This window comes from Lysobacter oryzae DSM 21044 (genome assembly GCF_059568595.1).
The window spans coordinates 1-16,614 of sequence record NZ_JCANTQ010000001.1; the positions used below are offsets into that span (position 1 = coordinate 1).

12 protein-coding genes and 1 tRNA gene are annotated in these 16,614 nt (G+C 64.2%); all 13 read left to right on the forward strand.

Features of this window, described 5'->3' with window-relative positions:
• Nucleotides 1-191 precede the first annotated feature (191 nt).
• A tRNA-Trp gene (locus tag BP05_RS00005) sits at nucleotides 192-267 on the forward strand.
• A gap of 82 nt (nucleotides 268-349) precedes the next feature.
• The gene (secE, locus tag BP05_RS00010) at nucleotides 350-730 is read left to right on the forward strand and encodes a preprotein translocase subunit SecE (protein ID WP_496359205.1); all 381 of its coding nucleotides are present in this window, start codon (nucleotides 350-352) and stop codon (nucleotides 728-730) included.
• Between the two features lie 10 nt (nucleotides 731-740).
• Entirely contained in the window at nucleotides 741-1,319 is a 579-nt protein-coding gene (gene nusG / locus BP05_RS00015; protein ID WP_496359207.1) for a transcription termination/antitermination protein NusG, read from the forward strand.
• 197 nt (nucleotides 1,320-1,516) lie between these two features.
• Nucleotides 1,517-1,945, forward strand: a complete 429-nt coding sequence (rplK, locus tag BP05_RS00020; protein WP_310056322.1) for a 50S ribosomal protein L11 — start codon at nucleotides 1,517-1,519, stop codon at nucleotides 1,943-1,945.
• A 3-nt stretch (nucleotides 1,946-1,948) separates the two neighbouring features.
• On the forward strand, nucleotides 1,949-2,647 hold the full coding sequence (gene rplA / locus BP05_RS00025; RefSeq protein WP_496359209.1) for a 50S ribosomal protein L1: 699 nt from the start codon (nucleotides 1,949-1,951) through the stop codon (nucleotides 2,645-2,647).
• 347 nt (nucleotides 2,648-2,994) lie between these two features.
• Nucleotides 2,995-3,522, forward strand: a complete 528-nt coding sequence (rplJ, locus tag BP05_RS00030) for a 50S ribosomal protein L10 (RefSeq protein WP_496359211.1) — start codon at nucleotides 2,995-2,997, stop codon at nucleotides 3,520-3,522.
• Nucleotides 3,523-3,583: 61 nt separating this feature from the next.
• Entirely contained in the window at nucleotides 3,584-3,952 is a 369-nt protein-coding gene (rplL, locus tag BP05_RS00035; protein WP_496359213.1) for a 50S ribosomal protein L7/L12, read from the forward strand.
• Between the two features lie 407 nt (nucleotides 3,953-4,359).
• On the forward strand, nucleotides 4,360-8,529 hold the full coding sequence (gene rpoB / locus BP05_RS00040) for a DNA-directed RNA polymerase subunit beta (protein WP_496359215.1): 4,170 nt from the start codon (nucleotides 4,360-4,362) through the stop codon (nucleotides 8,527-8,529).
• A gap of 95 nt (nucleotides 8,530-8,624) precedes the next feature.
• On the forward strand, nucleotides 8,625-12,845 hold the full coding sequence (gene rpoC, locus BP05_RS00045; RefSeq protein WP_496359217.1) for a DNA-directed RNA polymerase subunit beta': 4,221 nt from the start codon (nucleotides 8,625-8,627) through the stop codon (nucleotides 12,843-12,845).
• A 372-nt stretch (nucleotides 12,846-13,217) separates the two neighbouring features.
• Nucleotides 13,218-13,592: a 30S ribosomal protein S12 gene (rpsL, locus tag BP05_RS00050; protein ID WP_496359218.1), complete on the forward strand. Its 375-nt coding sequence runs from the start codon at nucleotides 13,218-13,220 to the stop codon at nucleotides 13,590-13,592.
• A gap of 85 nt (nucleotides 13,593-13,677) precedes the next feature.
• Complete coding sequence (gene rpsG / locus BP05_RS00055; protein WP_496359220.1) at nucleotides 13,678-14,145, forward strand: 30S ribosomal protein S7; 468 nt, start codon at nucleotides 13,678-13,680, stop codon at nucleotides 14,143-14,145.
• A 169-nt stretch (nucleotides 14,146-14,314) separates the two neighbouring features.
• On the forward strand, nucleotides 14,315-16,432 hold the full coding sequence (fusA, locus tag BP05_RS00060; RefSeq protein ID WP_496359222.1) for an elongation factor G: 2,118 nt from the start codon (nucleotides 14,315-14,317) through the stop codon (nucleotides 16,430-16,432).
• Nucleotides 16,433-16,513: 81 nt separating this feature from the next.
• The coding region (locus tag BP05_RS00065; protein WP_031270842.1) for a GTP-binding protein at nucleotides 16,514-16,614 on the forward strand (101 nt) is incomplete at its 3' end.

Here is a 16,614-nt window from a genome sequence, read left to right on the forward strand (position 1 = left end):
GCCGTACGGTCGGCGCCGGCGTGGTGTCGAAGATCCTGAAGTAAGCAGTTGTTCCGGTCTGAACCGGCCGGAATGACTCCCGTCGTGACCGGCCTCGCGGCCGGTCAGCGGTGGGAAAGTTGGAAAGGCCCTGGCGGCGCGAGCCGCCGTTGCTTTTTCGGGCGTAGCCCAAAGACAATGTTTCAAGCCACACGCCAGTAGCTCAATTGGCAGAGCAGCGGTCTCCAAAACCGCAGGTTGGGGGTTCGAGTCCCTCCTGGCGTGCCATGTTCCACGCGCGGATCTCCGCGACCGGCCCGGTGCCGGCATCCAATCAGGTGACGCGGCCCTTGGTCGCGCAATGGACCGAATGAACAGCAAGGTCGAACAACCCGGCTCGTCGGCCTCCGGCGGCGACATCGTGAAATACGTGCTGGCAGTGGCACTCGTGGCTGCGGGTGTGTTCGCGTTCTATTGGTTCAGCGATTGGGCGACCGTGCTGCGCGCGCTGGCGGTTTGCGCCGGCCTGATCGCCGGTGCGGTAGTGTTCCTGACGACGCGCAAGGGCGCACAAACGCGCGAATTCCTCTCGGAATCCCGCTTCGAACTGCGCAAGGTGGTCTGGCCGACCCGCCAGGAAGCACTGCGCACCACTTGGGTGGTGATTGCGGCCGTGGCCATCCTCAGCCTGATTCTGGCCGGCTTCGATCTGGTGATCCAGGCGGCGGTCAAGTTCCTGCTGGAACGCTAAGGAGATATCTGTGTCTGAAGGCAGCAACAACAAGCGCTGGTACGTCGTCCACGCCTATTCCGGCTTCGAGAAGTCGGTGGCGCAGGCGCTGCGTGACCGTATCGCGCGCGCCGAGATGCAGGATCGCTTTGGTGACGTCCTGGTCCCGACCGAAGAGGTCGTGGAAATGCGTTCCGGCCAGAAGCGTCGCTCCGAGCGCAAGTTCTTCCCGGGCTACGTGCTGGTCCAGATCGCCACCCACGACGAGGCCGGCATCCCGCGCATCGACAACGAGAGCTGGCACCTGATCAAGGAAACCCCGAAGGTCATGGGTTTCATCGGCGGCACCGCCGATCGTCCGCTGCCGATCAAGGATTCCGAGGCCGATGCCATCCTGCAGCGCGTTCAGGAAGGCGTGGAGAAGCCCAAGCCCAAGGTCCTGTTCGAGCCGGGCGAGATGGTCCGCGTCACCGACGGTCCGTTCGTGGACTTCAATGGCGTGGTCGAAGAGATCAACTACGAAAAGAGCCGCCTGCGCGTGGCCGTGCTGATCTTCGGCCGCTCGACCCCGGTCGAGCTGGAATTCGGTCAGGTCGAAAAGGCCAAGTGAGCCCCGGGCGCCAAAGCGCCTGAAGCCTGTTATACTTTCCGGCTCGCTGCCCATGGCGCGAGCCATCCGGAACCACAGCCGCCCGCCCAGGCGGCTGTCGGCGTCTGGAAATCCTGCAAACCGTGAAGCCGGGACACGCGATTTTCCCGGTCCGATGGGGAGCCTGAGATCCAGGCGCTAGCACCCGGAGAGAAGAAATGGCTAAGAAAGTAGTTGGCTACATCAAGCTTCAGGTCAAGGCCGGCCAGGCCAACCCGTCGCCGCCCGTGGGTCCCGCCCTCGGTCAGCGCGGCCTGAACATCATGGAGTTCTGCAAGGCATTCAACGCAGCAACCTCCAAGCTCGAGCCGGGTCTGCCGACCCCGGTCATCATCACCGCGTACTCCGACCGTACGTTCACCTTCGTCACCAAGTCGACCCCGGCTTCGGTGCTGCTGAAGAAGGCGGCTGGCATCCAGTCCGGCTCCAAGCGCCCGAACACCGAGAAGGTCGGCAAGGTCACCCGCAAGCAGCTCGAAGACATCGCCAAGGCGAAGGAAGCCGATCTGACCGCGGCGGATCTGGACGCGGCGGTGAAGACGATTGCGGGTTCGGCCCGCTCGATGGGTCTGGTGGTGGAGGGCTAAGACATGGCAATGAACAAGCGACAGAAGGCCATCCTGGCCGCCGTGGTTCCGGGTAAGGCCTATGGCTTTGACGAAGCCGTAAAGATCGTCAAGAACGCCACCAAGGCCAAGTTCGTCGAGTCTGTCGACGTTGCCGTGCGCCTGGGCGTCGACGCGAAGAAGTCCGACCAGCAGGTCCGCGGCTCGACCGTGCTGCCTGCCGGTACCGGCAAGACCGTGCGCGTGGCCGTGTTCGCCCCGGCCGGCGCCAAGGCCGACGAGGCCCTGGCTGCTGGCGCCGACATCGTCGGCATGGACGACCTGGCCGACAAGATGCAGGCCGGCGACCTGAACTACGACGTGGTCATCGCTACCCCGGACGCCATGCGCGTCGTGGGCAAGCTGGGTCAGGTCCTGGGCCCGCGCGGCTTGATGCCGAACCCGAAGGTCGGCACCGTTTCGCCGAATCCGGCCGAAGCCGTGAAGAATGCCAAGGGTGGCCAGGTCCGTTACCGCACCGACAAGGCCGGCATCATCCACTGCACCATCGGCAAGTCGTCGTTCAACGACGCCGACCTGAAGGGCAACCTCGAAGCGCTGCTGCACGACCTGATCAAGGCCAAGCCGGCGACCTCGAAGGGCCAGTACCTGCAGAAGATCTCGATCAGCTCGACCATGGGCCCCGGCGTGACCGTGGACCAGGCCTCGCTGGCACTGAAGTAAATCGTTTCAAGCGCGGACGGCATGACTGCCGTCCGCGGACGTTTTTGAGGGCGCCGCGAAGGACGCAAGTCCGAAGCGAGCCGTCAAAGACCGCAGGCGCGGTCAGCGCGTGACGACGACGGGAACGGAGGCTCGTACTGGCAGGGAATCGCCGTCGCCACCAGCGGGATCGCTTAATCGAGCTTTTGGACAGTCTGTCCGGAAAGCCTGCGTAGATGGTGCAGCCCCCTCTGGAAATTCCGGAAGGGCCACCACCGGGATGCGCAAGCATCCCCGGCGTCAGGGACGGCGCCGCCCAGGACCGCAAGCGGCAGGAGCCGTGAGCGGAATTCAATTGGAGGAGTGCAATGGCTCTCAATCTGTCTCAGAAGCAAGATGTAGTCGCACAGGTGGCAGAAGTTGCCGCCAAGGCGCACTCCTTGGTCGCAGCCGAGTACGCGGGCACCACGGTCAGCCAGATGACCGCGATGCGCAAGCAGGCCCGTGAAACCGGCGTGTTCTTGAAGGTTGTCAAGAACACGCTGGCCGCGCGCGCCGTCGCCGGTACCGAGTTCGAGGTCGTCAAGGACGCCCTCACCGGTCCGCTGCTGTACGCGTTCTCGCTGGAAGAACCCGGCGCCGCCGGTCGTCTGATCAAGGAAGCGTCCAAGGGTAACGACAAGCTCAAGGCCAAGGTCGTGTCGGTGGAAGGCAAGCTGCTGCCCGCCGCGCACGTCGAAGTCCTGGCCTCGCTGCCGACCCGCGAACAGGCCCTGGCCATGCTGGCCCGCGTCCTCGCCGAACCCGCAAGCATGTTTGCCCGCGTCGTCAAGGCCGTGGCGGACAAGCAGGGTGGCGGCGAAGCCGCTCCGGCCGAAGCTGCTGCCGAAGCCTGATATCGCGTACGCGACTTATCTAACCCATTCGTAAAAGATCAATTTTCCAGAGGTAATCAAAATGTCCCTTTCCAACGAACAGATCGTCGACGCCATCGCCGCCAAGTCGCTGATGGAAGTGATGGACCTGGTGAAGGCCATCGAAGAGAAGTTCGGCGTCACCGCCGCCGCCCCGGTCATGATGGCCGGCCCGGCTGCCGCCGCCGCTCCGGTCGAGGAGCAGACCGAGTTCACCGTCGTGCTGAAGAGCGCCGGCGACAAGAAGGTCGACGTGATCAAGGCTGTCCGCGCGATCACCGGCCTGGGCCTGAAGGAAGCCAAGGACCTCACCGAGGCCGGCGGCGTCCTGAAGGAAGCCGTGTCGAAGGACGACGCTGCCAAGTTCAAGAAGGAACTGGAAGCTGCTGGCGCGACCGTCGAGGTCAAGTAAGCAGTATCCGTGTCGCCGGATGTCATCGGCGACCACTGAAGGCTGGGGCCGTATGGTCCCGGCCTTCGGCCGTTGTTGAAGTAGCGCAAACAACAGCATGAAAGCCCGAGTCAGGCTCGCTCCAAAGCCGGTCGCGGGACCAACAAATCGCAGTCCGGACTTCGCGTCGCTCTATCCGGCCTGCCTGAGATTCACGAGCGAGGCAGAAATCCAACCGAGTTGGTAGTTGAAAGCAGCTCTAGATGGCGTGCGGGTGCCGGCAATACCCGCGGCTTCCAACTGACAGTTCAAAACTTCCCCAGGGAGTCGCGAACGGAAACCGAGATCGTCAATCGCCCCAGCGCGCCTTGATGTCCTTCGATTCCCCGTTTCCCGATTCCCGGCTCTAAACGAGGCGGCAGCTCCCCATGACGACAGCTTCCAAAACGAACTATTCGTTCACCGAAAAGAAGCGCATCCGCAAGAACTTCGGCAAGCGCCGGTCGATTCTCGAGGTTCCGTTCCTGCTCGCGATCCAGGTCGATTCCTACCGGGAGTTCCTGCAGGAAAACACCGACCCCGCGAAGCGCGACGACAAGGGCCTGCATGCGGCGCTGAAGTCGGTGTTCCCGATCGTCAGCTACAGCGGCAACGCCGCGCTGGAATACGTCGGCTACAAGCTGGGCGAGCCGCCGTTCGACGAGCGCGAGTGCCGCAACCGCGGCCTGTCCTACGGCGCCCCGCTGCGCGTGACCGTGCGCCTGGTGATCTACGACCGCGAGTCGTCGACCAAAGCCATCAAGTACGTGAAGGAGCAGGAGGTCTACATGGGCGAGATCCCGCTCATGACCGACAACGGCACCTTCATCGTCAACGGCACCGAGCGCGTCATCGTCTCGCAGCTGCACCGTTCGCCGGGCGTGTTCTTCGACCACGACCGCGGCAAGACGCACTCGTCGGGCAAGCTGCTGTACAGCGCCCGCATCATTCCTTACCGCGGCTCCTGGCTCGACTTCGAGTTCGACCCGAAGGATGCGCTGTTCACCCGTATCGACCGTCGCCGCAAGCTGCCGGTGACCGTGCTGCTGCGCGCCCTTGGTTACAACAACGAGGAGATGCTGCGCGAGTTCTTCGAGATCAACACCTTCCACATCGATCCGAAGGAAGGCGTCCAGCTCGAGCTCATCCCTGAGCGCCTGCGTGGCGAAACCCTCGACTTCGACCTCGCCGATGGCGACAAGGTCATCGTCGAAGCCGGCCGCCGCATCACCGCGCGCCACGTCAAGCAGCTCGAAGCCTCGGGCATCGCCGCGCTGTCGGTGCCGGACAGCTACCTGGTCGGCCGCATCCTTTCGCACGACGTCGTCGATCCGAACACCGGCGAGTTGCTGGCGCTGGCCAACGACGAGATCAACGACGACCACCTGGCCAAGTTCCGCAAGGCCGGTGTCGCCGTCGTCGGTACGCTGTGGGTCAATGACCTCGACCGCGGTGCGTACCTGTCGAACACGCTGCGCATCGATGCGAGCAAGACCCAGCTCGAAGCGCTGGTCGAGATCTACCGCATGATGCGCCCGGGCGAGCCGCCCACCAAGGACGCCGCGCAGAACCTGTTCCACAACCTGTTCTTCACCTTCGAGCGCTACGACCTGTCGGGCGTGGGCCGGATGAAGTTCAACCGCCGCCTCGGCCGCAAGGAAGTCACCGGTGCCTCGGTGCTGTACGACGCCAAGTACTTTGCCGAACGCAAGGACGAGGAGTCCGTGCGCCTGCGCGAAGCCTGCGGCGGCATGTCCGACATCCTCGATGCGATCCGCGTGCTCACCGAGATCCGCAACGGTCGTGGCGTCGTCGACGACATCGACCACCTGGGCAACCGTCGCGTGCGTTCGGTCGGCGAAATGGCCGAGAACGTGTTCCGCGTCGGCCTGGTCCGCGTCGAGCGCGCCGTGAAGGAACGCCTGTCGATGGCCGAGTCCGAGGGCCTGACCCCGCAGGAGCTGATCAACGCCAAGCCGGTGGCCGCTGCGATCAAGGAATTCTTCGGTTCCTCGCAGCTGTCGCAGTTCATGGACCAGAACAACCCGCTGTCGGAAGTGACGCACAAGCGTCGCGTTTCCGCGCTGGGTCCGGGGGGCCTGACCCGCGAACGCGCCGGCTTCGAAGTGCGCGACGTGCACCCGACCCATTACGGCCGCGTCTGCACCATCGAGACACCGGAAGGCCCGAACATCGGCCTGATCAACTCGCTGGCCGTGTTCGCCCGCACCAACAAGTACGGCTTCCTCGAGACGCCGTACCGCAAGGTCGTGGACGGCCGCGTCACCGACGACGTCGAGTACCTGTCGGCGATCGAAGAGAACGAGTACGTCATCGCCCAGGCCAACGCGCCGCGCGACGAAAAGGGCCACATCACCGCCCAGTTCGTCGACTGCCGCTACCAGGGCGAATCGCTGCTGAAGCCGCCGAGCGAGATCCACTTCATGGACGTCTCGCCGATGCAGACCGTGTCGGTCGCGGCCGCGCTGGTGCCATTCCTCGAGCACGACGACGCGAACCGCGCGCTGATGGGCGCGAACATGCAGCGCCAGGCCGTGCCGACGTTGAAGGCGCAGAAGCCGCTGGTCGGTACCGGGATCGAGCGCGCCGTGGCGCGCGACTCGGGCGTGACCGTGAACGCCCTGCGCGGCGGCGTGATCGAGCAGATCGACGCGGCCCGCATCGTGGTCAAGGTCAACGAGAGCGAGATCTCCGGTGAGCACGACGCCGGCGTCGACATCTACAACCTGATCAAGTACACCCGTTCGAACCAGAACACCTGCATCAACCAGTCGCCGCTGGTGAAGGTGGGTAACGTGGTCGCGCGCGGCGACGTGCTGGCCGACGGTCCTTCGACCGACATCGGCGAGCTCGCGCTGGGCCAGAACATGCTGGTCGCGTTCATGCCGTGGAACGGCTACAACTTCGAAGACTCGATCCTGCTCTCCGAGCGCGTGGTCGAAGAGGATCGCTACACCACGATCCACATCGAAGAATTGACCGTCCAGGCGCGCGACACCAAGCTGGGGCCGGAAGAAATCTCCGCCGACATCCCGAACGTCTCCGAGCAGGCCCTGAACCGCCTCGACGAGTCGGGCGTGGTGTACATCGGTGCGGAAGTGCGCGCCGGCGACATCCTCGTCGGCAAGGTCACGCCGAAGGGCGAGAGCCAGCTCACGCCGGAAGAGAAGCTGCTGCGCGCGATCTTCGGCGAGAAGGCGTCCGACGTGAAGGACAGCTCGCTGCGCGTGCCGCCGGGCATGGACGGCGTCGTCATCGACGTCCAGGTCTTCACCCGCGACGGCATCGAGAAGGACAAGCGTGCGCGCCAGATCGAAGAATCCGAAATCAAGCGCGTCAAGAAGGACTTCGACGACCAGTTCCGCATCCTCGAAGCGGCGATCTACGACCGCCTGCGTTCGCAGCTGATCGGCAAGGTCGCCAACGGCGGCGCCGGCCTGAAGAAGGGCGACACCGTCACCTCGCTGGTGCTCGACAGCCTGTCGAAGAAGGACTGGTTCACCCTGCGCATGAAGGACGACGAGGCCGTCGAGGCGATCGAGCGCGCGCAGAAGCAGATCGAAGCCCACGAGAAGGAGTTCGAGAAGCGCTTCCAGGACAAGCGCGGCAAGATCACCCAGGGCGACGACCTCGCTCCGGGCGTGCTGAAGATGGTCAAGGTGTTCCTGGCCGTTAAGCGCCGCATCCAGCCGGGCGACAAGATGGCCGGCCGCCACGGCAACAAGGGCGTGGTGTCCACCATCGTGCCGGTCGAAGACATGCCGTACATGGCCAACGGCGAGACCGTGGACATCGTGCTGAACCCGCTGGGCGTGCCGTCGCGTATGAACATCGGCCAGGTGCTCGAAGTCCACCTCGGCTGGGCCGCGAAGGGGCTGGGCAGGAAGATCCAGCGCATGCTCGAGGCCCAGCAGAAGGTCGCCGAGCTGCGCAAGTTCCTGGACGAGATCTACAACCACGACCGCACCACGCACGAGGAACGCGTCGACCTCACGCAGTTCTCCGACGAGGAGCTGCTGACGCTGGCGAAGAACCTGATCGACGGCGTGCCGATGGCGACCCCGGTGTTCGACGGCGCGGCCGAGTTCGAGATCAAGAAGATGCTCGAACTTGCCGAGTTGCCGCTCAGCGGCCAGACGATGCTGTTCGACGGCCGCACCGGTGAGTCGTTCGAGCGTCCGGTCACGGTCGGCTACATGCACATGCTGAAGTTGAACCACCTGGTCGACGACAAGATGCACGCGCGTTCGACCGGTCCGTACTCGCTCGTCACCCAGCAGCCGCTGGGCGGCAAGGCGCAGTTCGGCGGCCAGCGCTTCGGCGAAATGGAAGTCTGGGCACTGGAAGCCTACGGCGCCGCCTACACCCTGCAGGAAATGCTGACGGTGAAGTCCGACGACGTGCAGGGCCGCAACCAGATGTACAAGAACATCGTCGACGGCGAGTACGAGATGGTGGCCGGCATGCCGGAATCCTTCAACGTGCTGGTGAAGGAAATCCGCTCGCTCGCGATCAACATGGAGCTGGAAGAGAACTGATCCACGGGCGGGAAGCGCAGCGAGTCGCGCGCTTCCCGCTCCGCTGAAACAGCGATCCACAGCCCTCGACGAATTCCTCCTTCCGGAGAAAACAAATGAAAGACCTGCTCAACCTCTTCAACCAGCAGCGCGCCGCGATCGATTTCGATGCGATCAAGATCGCGCTGGCTTCGCCGGACCTGATTCGTTCGTGGTCCTACGGCGAAGTGAAGAAGCCGGAAACCATCAACTACCGCACCTTCAAGCCGGAACGCGACGGCCTGTTCTGCGCCGCCATCTTCGGTCCGATCAAGGACTACGAGTGCCTGTGCGGCAAGTACAAGCGCATGAAGCACCGCGGCGTGGTCTGCGAAAAGTGCGGCACCGAAGTGACGCTGGCCAAGGTGCGCCGCGAGCGCATGGGCCACATCGACCTGGCCTCGCCGGTCGCGCACATCTGGTTCCTCAAGTCGCTGCCCTCGCGCATCGGCCTGATGCTGGACATGACCCTGCGCGACATCGAGCGCATCCTGTACTTCGAAGCCTACGTGGTGACGGAGCCGGGCCTCACCCCGATGGAACGCGGCATGCTGCTCAACGAAGAGCAGTACATGCAGGCGCGCCAGGAGCACGGCGACGACTTCGAGGCCGCGATGGGCGCCGAGGCAGTCTATGACCTGCTGCGCACGATCGACCTGCAGTCGGAAATGATCCAGCTGAAGGAAGACATCGCCTCCACCGGTTCCGAAACCAAGCTCAAGCGCCTCACCAAGCGCATCAAGCTGGTCGAAGCCTTCCTCGAATCCGGCAATCGTCCGGAGTGGATGGTGATGACCGTGTTGCCGGTGCTGCCGCCGGACCTGCGTCCGCTGGTGCCACTGGATGGTGGCCGCTTCGCGACGTCGGACCTCAACGACCTGTACCGCCGCGTCATCAACCGCAACAACCGCCTGCGTCGCCTGCTCGAACTCAATGCGCCGGACATCATCGTGCGCAACGAGAAGCGCATGCTGCAGGAGTCGGTCGACGCCCTGATGGACAACGGCCGTCGCGGCCGTGCCATCACCGGCACCAACAAGCGCCCGCTCAAGTCGCTGGCCGACATGATCAAGGGCAAGCAGGGCCGCTTCCGCCAGAACCTGCTCGGCAAGCGCGTCGACTACTCGGGCCGTTCGGTCATCGTGGTCGGCCCGACCCTGCGCCTGCACGAGTGCGGCCTGCCGAAGAAGATGGCGCTGGAACTGTTCAAGCCCTTCATCTTCGCCAAGCTGCAGCGCCGTGGCCTCGCCACCACCATCAAGGCTGCCAAGAAGCTCGTCGAGCGCGAAGAGCCGATGGTGTGGGACATCCTCGAAGAGGTCATCCGCGAGCACCCGGTGCTGCTCAACCGCGCACCGACCCTGCACCGCCTCGGCATCCAGGCGTTCGAGCCGGTGCTGATCGAAGGCAAGGCGATCCAGTTGCATCCGCTCGTGTGTACGGCGTTCAACGCCGACTTCGACGGTGACCAGATGGCCGTGCACGTGCCGCTCTCGCTGGAAGCCCAGCTGGAAGCGCGCGCGCTGATGATGTCGTCGAACAACATCCTGTCGCCGGCGAACGGCGAGCCGATCATCGTGCCGTCGCAGGACGTCGTGCTCGGCCTGTACTACATGACCCGCGCCCTGGAGAACAAGAAGGGCGAGGGCATGGCGTTCGCGAACGTCGCCGAGGTCAAGCGCGCCTATGACAACCGTGCGGTCGAGCTGCACGCCAAGTGCAAGGTGCGCATCACCGAGACCGTGATCGCCGAGGACGGCTCGCGCTCGAAGAAGACGTCGGTCATCGACACGACCGTCGGTCGTGCCCTGCTGCGCGAGATCCTGCCGGACGGCCTGCCGTTCGCCCTGGCCAACGTCGAGCTGACCAAGAAGAACATCAGCCGCCTAATCAACTCGTGCTACCGCATGCTCGGCCTGAAGGACACCGTGGTGTTCGCCGACCAGCTGATGTACACGGGCTTCAGCTACGCGACCCGTGCGGGCGTGTCGATCGGCATCGACGACATGAAGATCCCGCCGGAGAAGAAGGGCATCCTGGACGAGGCCGAGCAGGAAGTGCTCGACATCCAGCAGCAGTACCAGTCGGGCCTGGTCACCGCGGGCGAGCGCTACAACAAGGTCGTCGACATCTGGTCGCGTACCAACGAGCGCGTTGCCAAGGCGATGATGGACACGATCGGCACCGATACGGTGACCAACGCCAAGGGCGAAATGGTCCCGCAGAAGTCGATGAACTCGATCTACATCATGGCCGACTCCGGCGCCCGTGGTTCGCAGGCGCAGATCCGCCAGCTGGCCGGCATGCGTGGCCTGATGGCCAAGCCGGACGGCTCGATCATCGAGACGCCGATCACCGCGAACTTCCGCGAAGGCCTGAACGTCCTGCAGTACTTCATCTCGACCCACGGCGCCCGTAAGGGCCTGGCGGATACCGCGCTGAAGACCGCGAACTCCGGTTACCTGACCCGTCGCCTCGTCGACGTGGCGCAGGACGTGGTGATCACCGAAACCGACTGCGGCACGCTCGACGGCCTGACCATGACTCCGATCGTGGAAGGCGGCGACGTGGTCGAGCCGCTGCGCGACCGCGTGCTGGGCCGAGTCGTGGCCGAGGACGTGTTCCTGCCGGGCAATGACGAGGATCCGATCGTCACCCGCAACACCCTGCTCGACGAAGCCTGGGTCGCCAAGCTCGAAGATGCCGGCGTGCAGTCGATCAAGGTGCGTTCGACCATCACCTGCCAGAGCTCGTTCGGCGTGTGCTCGCACTGCTACGGCCGAGACCTCGGCCGCGGCCACCTGGTCAACCACGGCGAAGCGGTCGGCGTTGTCGCCGCGCAGTCGATCGGTGAGCCGGGTACGCAGCTGACCATGCGTACGTTCCACATAGGTGGCGCGGCGTCGCGTGCGGCCGCCATCGACAACGTGACGGTGAAGACCACCGGTACCCTGAAGTACAACAACCTCAAGTTCGTCGAGCACAGCCAGGGCCATCGCGTGGCCGTGTCGCGTTCGGGCGAACTGTCCGTGCTCGACGGCCACGGCCGCGAGCGCGAGCGTTACAAGCTCCCCTACGGTGCCACCATCGCGGTCAAGGACGGTGCGGAGATCAAGGCCGGCCAGCAGGTCGCGAACTGGGATCCGCATAACCACCCGATCGTGTCGGAAGTGGCGGGCTTCATCCGCTTCATCGACTTCATCGACGGCGTCACCGTCATCGAGAAGACCGACGAGCTGACCGGCCTGGCTTCGCGCGAGATCACCGATCCGAAGCGTCGCGGTTCGCAGGGCAAGGACCTGCGCCCGATCGTCCGCATCGTCGACAAGAACGGCAAGGACCTGTCCATCCCGGGTACCGACCTGCCGGCGCAGTACATGCTGCCGCCGCGCTCGATCGTGAACCTGCAGGACGGCGCGCCGGTCGGCGTGGGCGACGTGGTCGCCAAGATCCCGCAGGAAGCATCGAAGACCCGCGACATCACCGGTGGTCTGCCTCGCGTGGCCGATCTGTTCGAAGCGCGCAAGCCGAAGGATCCGGCGATCCTGGCCGAGCGTTCGGGCATCGTGTCGTTCGGCAAGGACACCAAGGGCAAGCAGCGCCTGATCATCAAGGACACCGACGGTAACGAGCACGAAGAGCTGATCCCGAAGTACCGCCAGATCATCGTGTTCGAAGGCGAGCACGTGGAGAAGGGCGAGACCGTGGTGGACGGCGAGCCGAGCCCGCAGGACATCCTGCGCCTGCTGGGCGTCGAGCCGCTGGCCGTGTACCTGACCAAGGAAATCCAGGACGTCTACCGCCTGCAGGGCGTGAAGATCAACGACAAGCACATCGAGGTGATCGTTCGCCAGATGCTGCGCAAGGTTGAGATCACCGACGCCGGCGACAGCAAGTTCCTCAATGGCGAGCAGGTCGAGCGCCAGCGCTTCGTCGAGGAAAATGCACGCCTCCAGTCCAAGGGAGAGATCCTGACCAAGGCCGATCCGGTCCTGCTGGGCATCACCAAGGCCTCGCTGGCGACCGAGTCGTTCATCTCGGCCGCGTCGTTCCAGGAAACCACCCGCGTGCTGACCGAGGCCGCTGTCCGTGGTACCCGCGACGGCCTGCGTGGCTTGAAGGAGAACGTGATCGTCGGTCGCCTGATCCCGGCCGGTACGGGCTTGGCCTATCACACCGCGCGCCGTCGTTCGGCCTCCGGTCTGACCGAGTCCGAGTTGGAGACCCTGGCCGGTGGCACGACCGAGGCTCCGGCCACGGGCGAAAGCGCCGAGACCGAGGTCACCTCCGAGGAATAAGTCCTGTGGCGGGCCCACCCCTGTCCGGGGTGGGCCCGCCAGCGGGTCTGTTCCGTGGCTCCTGCGGCTACAAATCCGCAAAGAAGCACGCTATACTTCCGCGCTTTCCGACGACCGGCTTTCGAAGCCGGGTTCGTCCAGATCACCAAAAGAGGCGCACGGAGCGCCTCGTGTTGGGCCCAGGGTAGGGCGGGATCGCTGAGTTTCCCCGGCACGCAACGTCGCGTCGGGGCGGATAGTCCGCACTGGCGACAACGCCAGGGGCGGGCTATGTGTTTTTGTCTCGGTGGTCCGGGTTTCCCGGGCTGCCGATGGTTTTTTCGAGAAGTTTCATCCCGAAGCAGGCTCCGGCCTTCAATCAAAGAGTCACAGATGGCGACGATCAATCAGTTGGTGCGCAAGCCGCGCAACCCTGAAACCTACAAGAGCACCTCGCCGGCGCTCGCGAACTGCCCGCAGCGTCGTGGCGTTTGCACCCGCGTTTACACCACCACCCCGAAGAAGCCGAACTCGGCTCTGCGCAAGGTGGCCAAGGTGCGCCTGACCAACGGTTACGAAGTCATTTCGTACATCGGCGGCGAAGGCCACAACCTGCAGGAACACTCGGTGGTGCTGATCCGTGGCGGCCGCGTCAAGGACCTGCCGGGCGTGCGTTACCACACCGTGCGCGGCTCGCTCGACGCCGCCGGCGTGACCAAGCGTCGCCAGGGCCGTTCCAAGTACGGCGCCAAGCGCCCGAAGTCCTGATTTCGACGAGTGCGCATAGGCGCACAAGATCCGCGCCGTTGTATCCGCAACGGTTCTGTCAAAGATTTAGATAAAGGTACGCACCATGTCGCGTAAAGGTTCCACCCCGCAGCGTTCGGTCCTGCCCGATCCCAAGCACGGCAGCGAGACGATCGCGCGCTTCATCAACATGGTCATGCAGAGCGGCAAGAAGTCGATCGCCGAAAAGATCGTCTATGGCGCCATGGACGTGATCGGCGAGAAGAGCCCGAATGCCCTCGAACTGATCGAGAAGGCCCTCGGCAACGTCGCTCCCGCAGTCGAAGTTAAGTCCCGCCGCGTCGGCGGCGCGACCTACCAGGTGCCGGTCGAAGTGCGCGCCTCGCGCCGCATGGCGCTGGCGATGCGCTGGTTGATCGATTCGGCCCGCAAGCGTGGCGAAAACAGCATGCCGCGCAAGCTGGCTGCTGAACTCCTCGATGCTTCCGAAAACCGTGGCGGCGCGATCAAGAAGCGCGAAGAAACCCACCGTATGGCGGAAGCGAACAAGGCGTTCGCCCACTACCGCTGGTAATCCCGGCGCCGCGCCAGTCGCGGCCCGTCTGAAGCCAGCACTGCCGTCGCGACGACGTCGTCGTCGCCCGGCAATCGGAGGCCGCCGCGAGGCGGCATCCGGCCATCTGCAGATCACCGGCCTTGGCGGGTGGGTCTCAGCAACCGATCGCAAACAAAGAGAGTGTCCCGTGGCTCGCACCACTCCCCTCGAGCGTTACCGCAACTTCGGCATCATGGCCCACATCGATGCCGGCAAGACCACCACGTCTGAGCGCATCCTTTTCTACACCGGCGTCAGCCACAAGATCGGCGAAGTGCACGAAGGTGCCGCGACGATGGACTGGATGGAGCAGGAGCAGGAGCGCGGCATCACCATTACGTCCGCCGCGACCACCGCGTTCTGGACGGGCATGGACAAGACCCTGCCGCAGCACCGCTTCAACATCATCGACACCCCTGGCCACGTCGACTTCACCATCGAAGTCGAGCGTTCGCTGCGCGTGCTCGACGGCGCGGTGTTCGTGCTTTGCGCCGTGGGTGGCGTGCAGCCGCAGTCCGAGACCGTGTGGCGACAGGCCAACAAGTACTCGGTGCCGCGCATGGCGTTCGTCAACAAGATGGACCGCACCGGCGCCAACTTCGACAAGGTCGTCGAGCAGCTGAAGTCGCGCCTGGGCGCGTACGCCGTGCCGATGCAGGTGCCGATCGGCGCCGAAGATGGTTTCGAAGGCGTGGTCGACCTGCTCAAGATGAAGGCCATCCATTGGGATGTCGCCTCGCAGGGCACCAAGTTCGAATACCGCGACATTCCGGCCGACCTGCAGAGCAAGGCCGAGGAAGCGCGCAGCTTCATGATCGAGGCTGCTGCCGAAGCGTCCGAAGAGCTGATGGAGAAGTACCTGGGCGGCGACGAACTGACCGAGGCCGAGATCATCGAAGGCCTGCGCGCGCGCACCCTGAAGGTCGAGATCGTGCCGGTGTTCTGCGGCTCGGCGTTCAAGAACAAGGGCGTGCAGGCGATGCTCGACGGCGTGATCAACCTGCTGCCGTCGCCGGCCGACCGTCCGCCCGTACAGGGCATCGATGACAACGACAAGGAAGACACCCGCAAGGCGTCGGATTCCGAGCCGTTCTCGGCGCTCGCGTTCAAGATCATGACCGACCCGTTCGTCGGCGCCCTGACGTTCTTCCGCGTCTATTCGGGCGTGCTGAACTCGGGCGACCAGGTCTACAACCCGGTCAAGTCGAAGAAGGAGCGCATCGGCCGCATCCTGCAGATGCACGCCAACCAGCGCGACGAGATCAAGGAAGTCCGCGCCGGCGACATCGCCGCGGCTGTGGGCCTGAAGGACGTGACCACCGGCGACACGCTGTGCTCGCAGGATCACATCATCACCCTCGAGCGCATGACCTTCCCGGAGCCCGTCATCTCGATGGCGGTCGAGCCGAAGACCAAGTCGGACCAGGAAAAGATGGGCATGGCCCTGTCGCGCCTCGCGGCGGAAGATCCTTCGTTCCGTGTTCGCACGGACGAAGAATCGGGCCAGACCATCATCGCCGGCATGGGCGAGCTGCACCTGGACATCATCGTCGACCGCATGCGTCGCGAGTTCAACGTGGAAGCCAACGTCGGCAAGCCGCAGGTGGCCTACCGCGAGACGATCCGCAAGTCGGACGTGAAGTCGGACTACAAGCACGCCAAGCAGTCGGGTGGTAAGGGTCAGTACGGCCACGTCGTGATCGAGCTTTCGCCGATGAATGAAGCCGATCGCGCCAACAAGGACGTCGAGAACGATTTCCTGTTCATCAACGACATCACCGGCGGCGTGATTCCGAAGGAATTCATCCCGGCGGTCGAGAAGGGTCTGCGTGAAACCATCACCAGCGGTCCGCTCGCGGGCTTCCCGGTGGTGAACGTCAAGGTCAAGCTCGTGTTCGGCTCGTACCACGACGTCGACTCGTCCGAAATGGCGTTCAAGCTCGCCGCGTCGATGGCGTTCAAGGAAGGCTTCCGCAAGGCCGATCCGGTCCTGCTCGAGCCGATGATGAAGGTCGAAGTCGTGACGCCGGAAGACTATGTCGGCGACGTCATGGGCGACGTGAGCCGTCGTCGTGGTCTGCTGTCCGGTCAGGACGACAGCCCGTCGGGCAAGATCATCAACGCGATGGTGCCGCTGGGCGAAATGTTCGGCTACGCGACCACGCTGCGTTCGATGTCGCAGGGCCGCGCGACCTTCACGATGGAGTTCGATCACTACGCTGAAGCGCCGGCGAACATTGCCGACGCGGTGATGAAGAAGTCCTAACCAACGAAAATGGGGCTCGAGGTTCGGGCCCCGCTCCAGAATCACATCCCCGTTTCAACAAGCACTAAAGAGAGACATACCATGGCTAAGGGTAAGTTCGAGCGCACCAAGCCCCACGTAAACGTCGGCACGATCGGCCACGTGGACCACGGCAAGACCACGCTGACGGCAGCGCTGACCAA

Bases quoted from the DNA above. Each gene is read 5' to 3' on its own strand.
- secE (WP_496359205.1), top strand. From the start codon at position 350: ATGAACAGCAAGGTCGAACAACCCGGCTCGTCGGCCTCCGGCGGCGAC.
- rplK (WP_310056322.1), top strand. From the start codon at position 1,517: ATGGCTAAGAAAGTAGTTGGCTACATCAAGCTTCAGGTCAAGGCCGGC.
- rplA (WP_496359209.1), top strand. From the start codon at position 1,949: ATGGCAATGAACAAGCGACAGAAGGCCATCCTGGCCGCCGTGGTTCCG.
- rplJ (WP_496359211.1), top strand. From the start codon at position 2,995: ATGGCTCTCAATCTGTCTCAGAAGCAAGATGTAGTCGCACAGGTGGCA.
- rplL (WP_496359213.1), top strand. From the start codon at position 3,584: ATGTCCCTTTCCAACGAACAGATCGTCGACGCCATCGCCGCCAAGTCG.
- rpoB (WP_496359215.1), top strand. From the start codon at position 4,360: ATGACGACAGCTTCCAAAACGAACTATTCGTTCACCGAAAAGAAGCGC.
- rpoC (WP_496359217.1), top strand. From the start codon at position 8,625: ATGAAAGACCTGCTCAACCTCTTCAACCAGCAGCGCGCCGCGATCGAT.
- rpsL (WP_496359218.1), top strand. From the start codon at position 13,218: ATGGCGACGATCAATCAGTTGGTGCGCAAGCCGCGCAACCCTGAAACC.
- rpsG (WP_496359220.1), top strand. From the start codon at position 13,678: ATGTCGCGTAAAGGTTCCACCCCGCAGCGTTCGGTCCTGCCCGATCCC.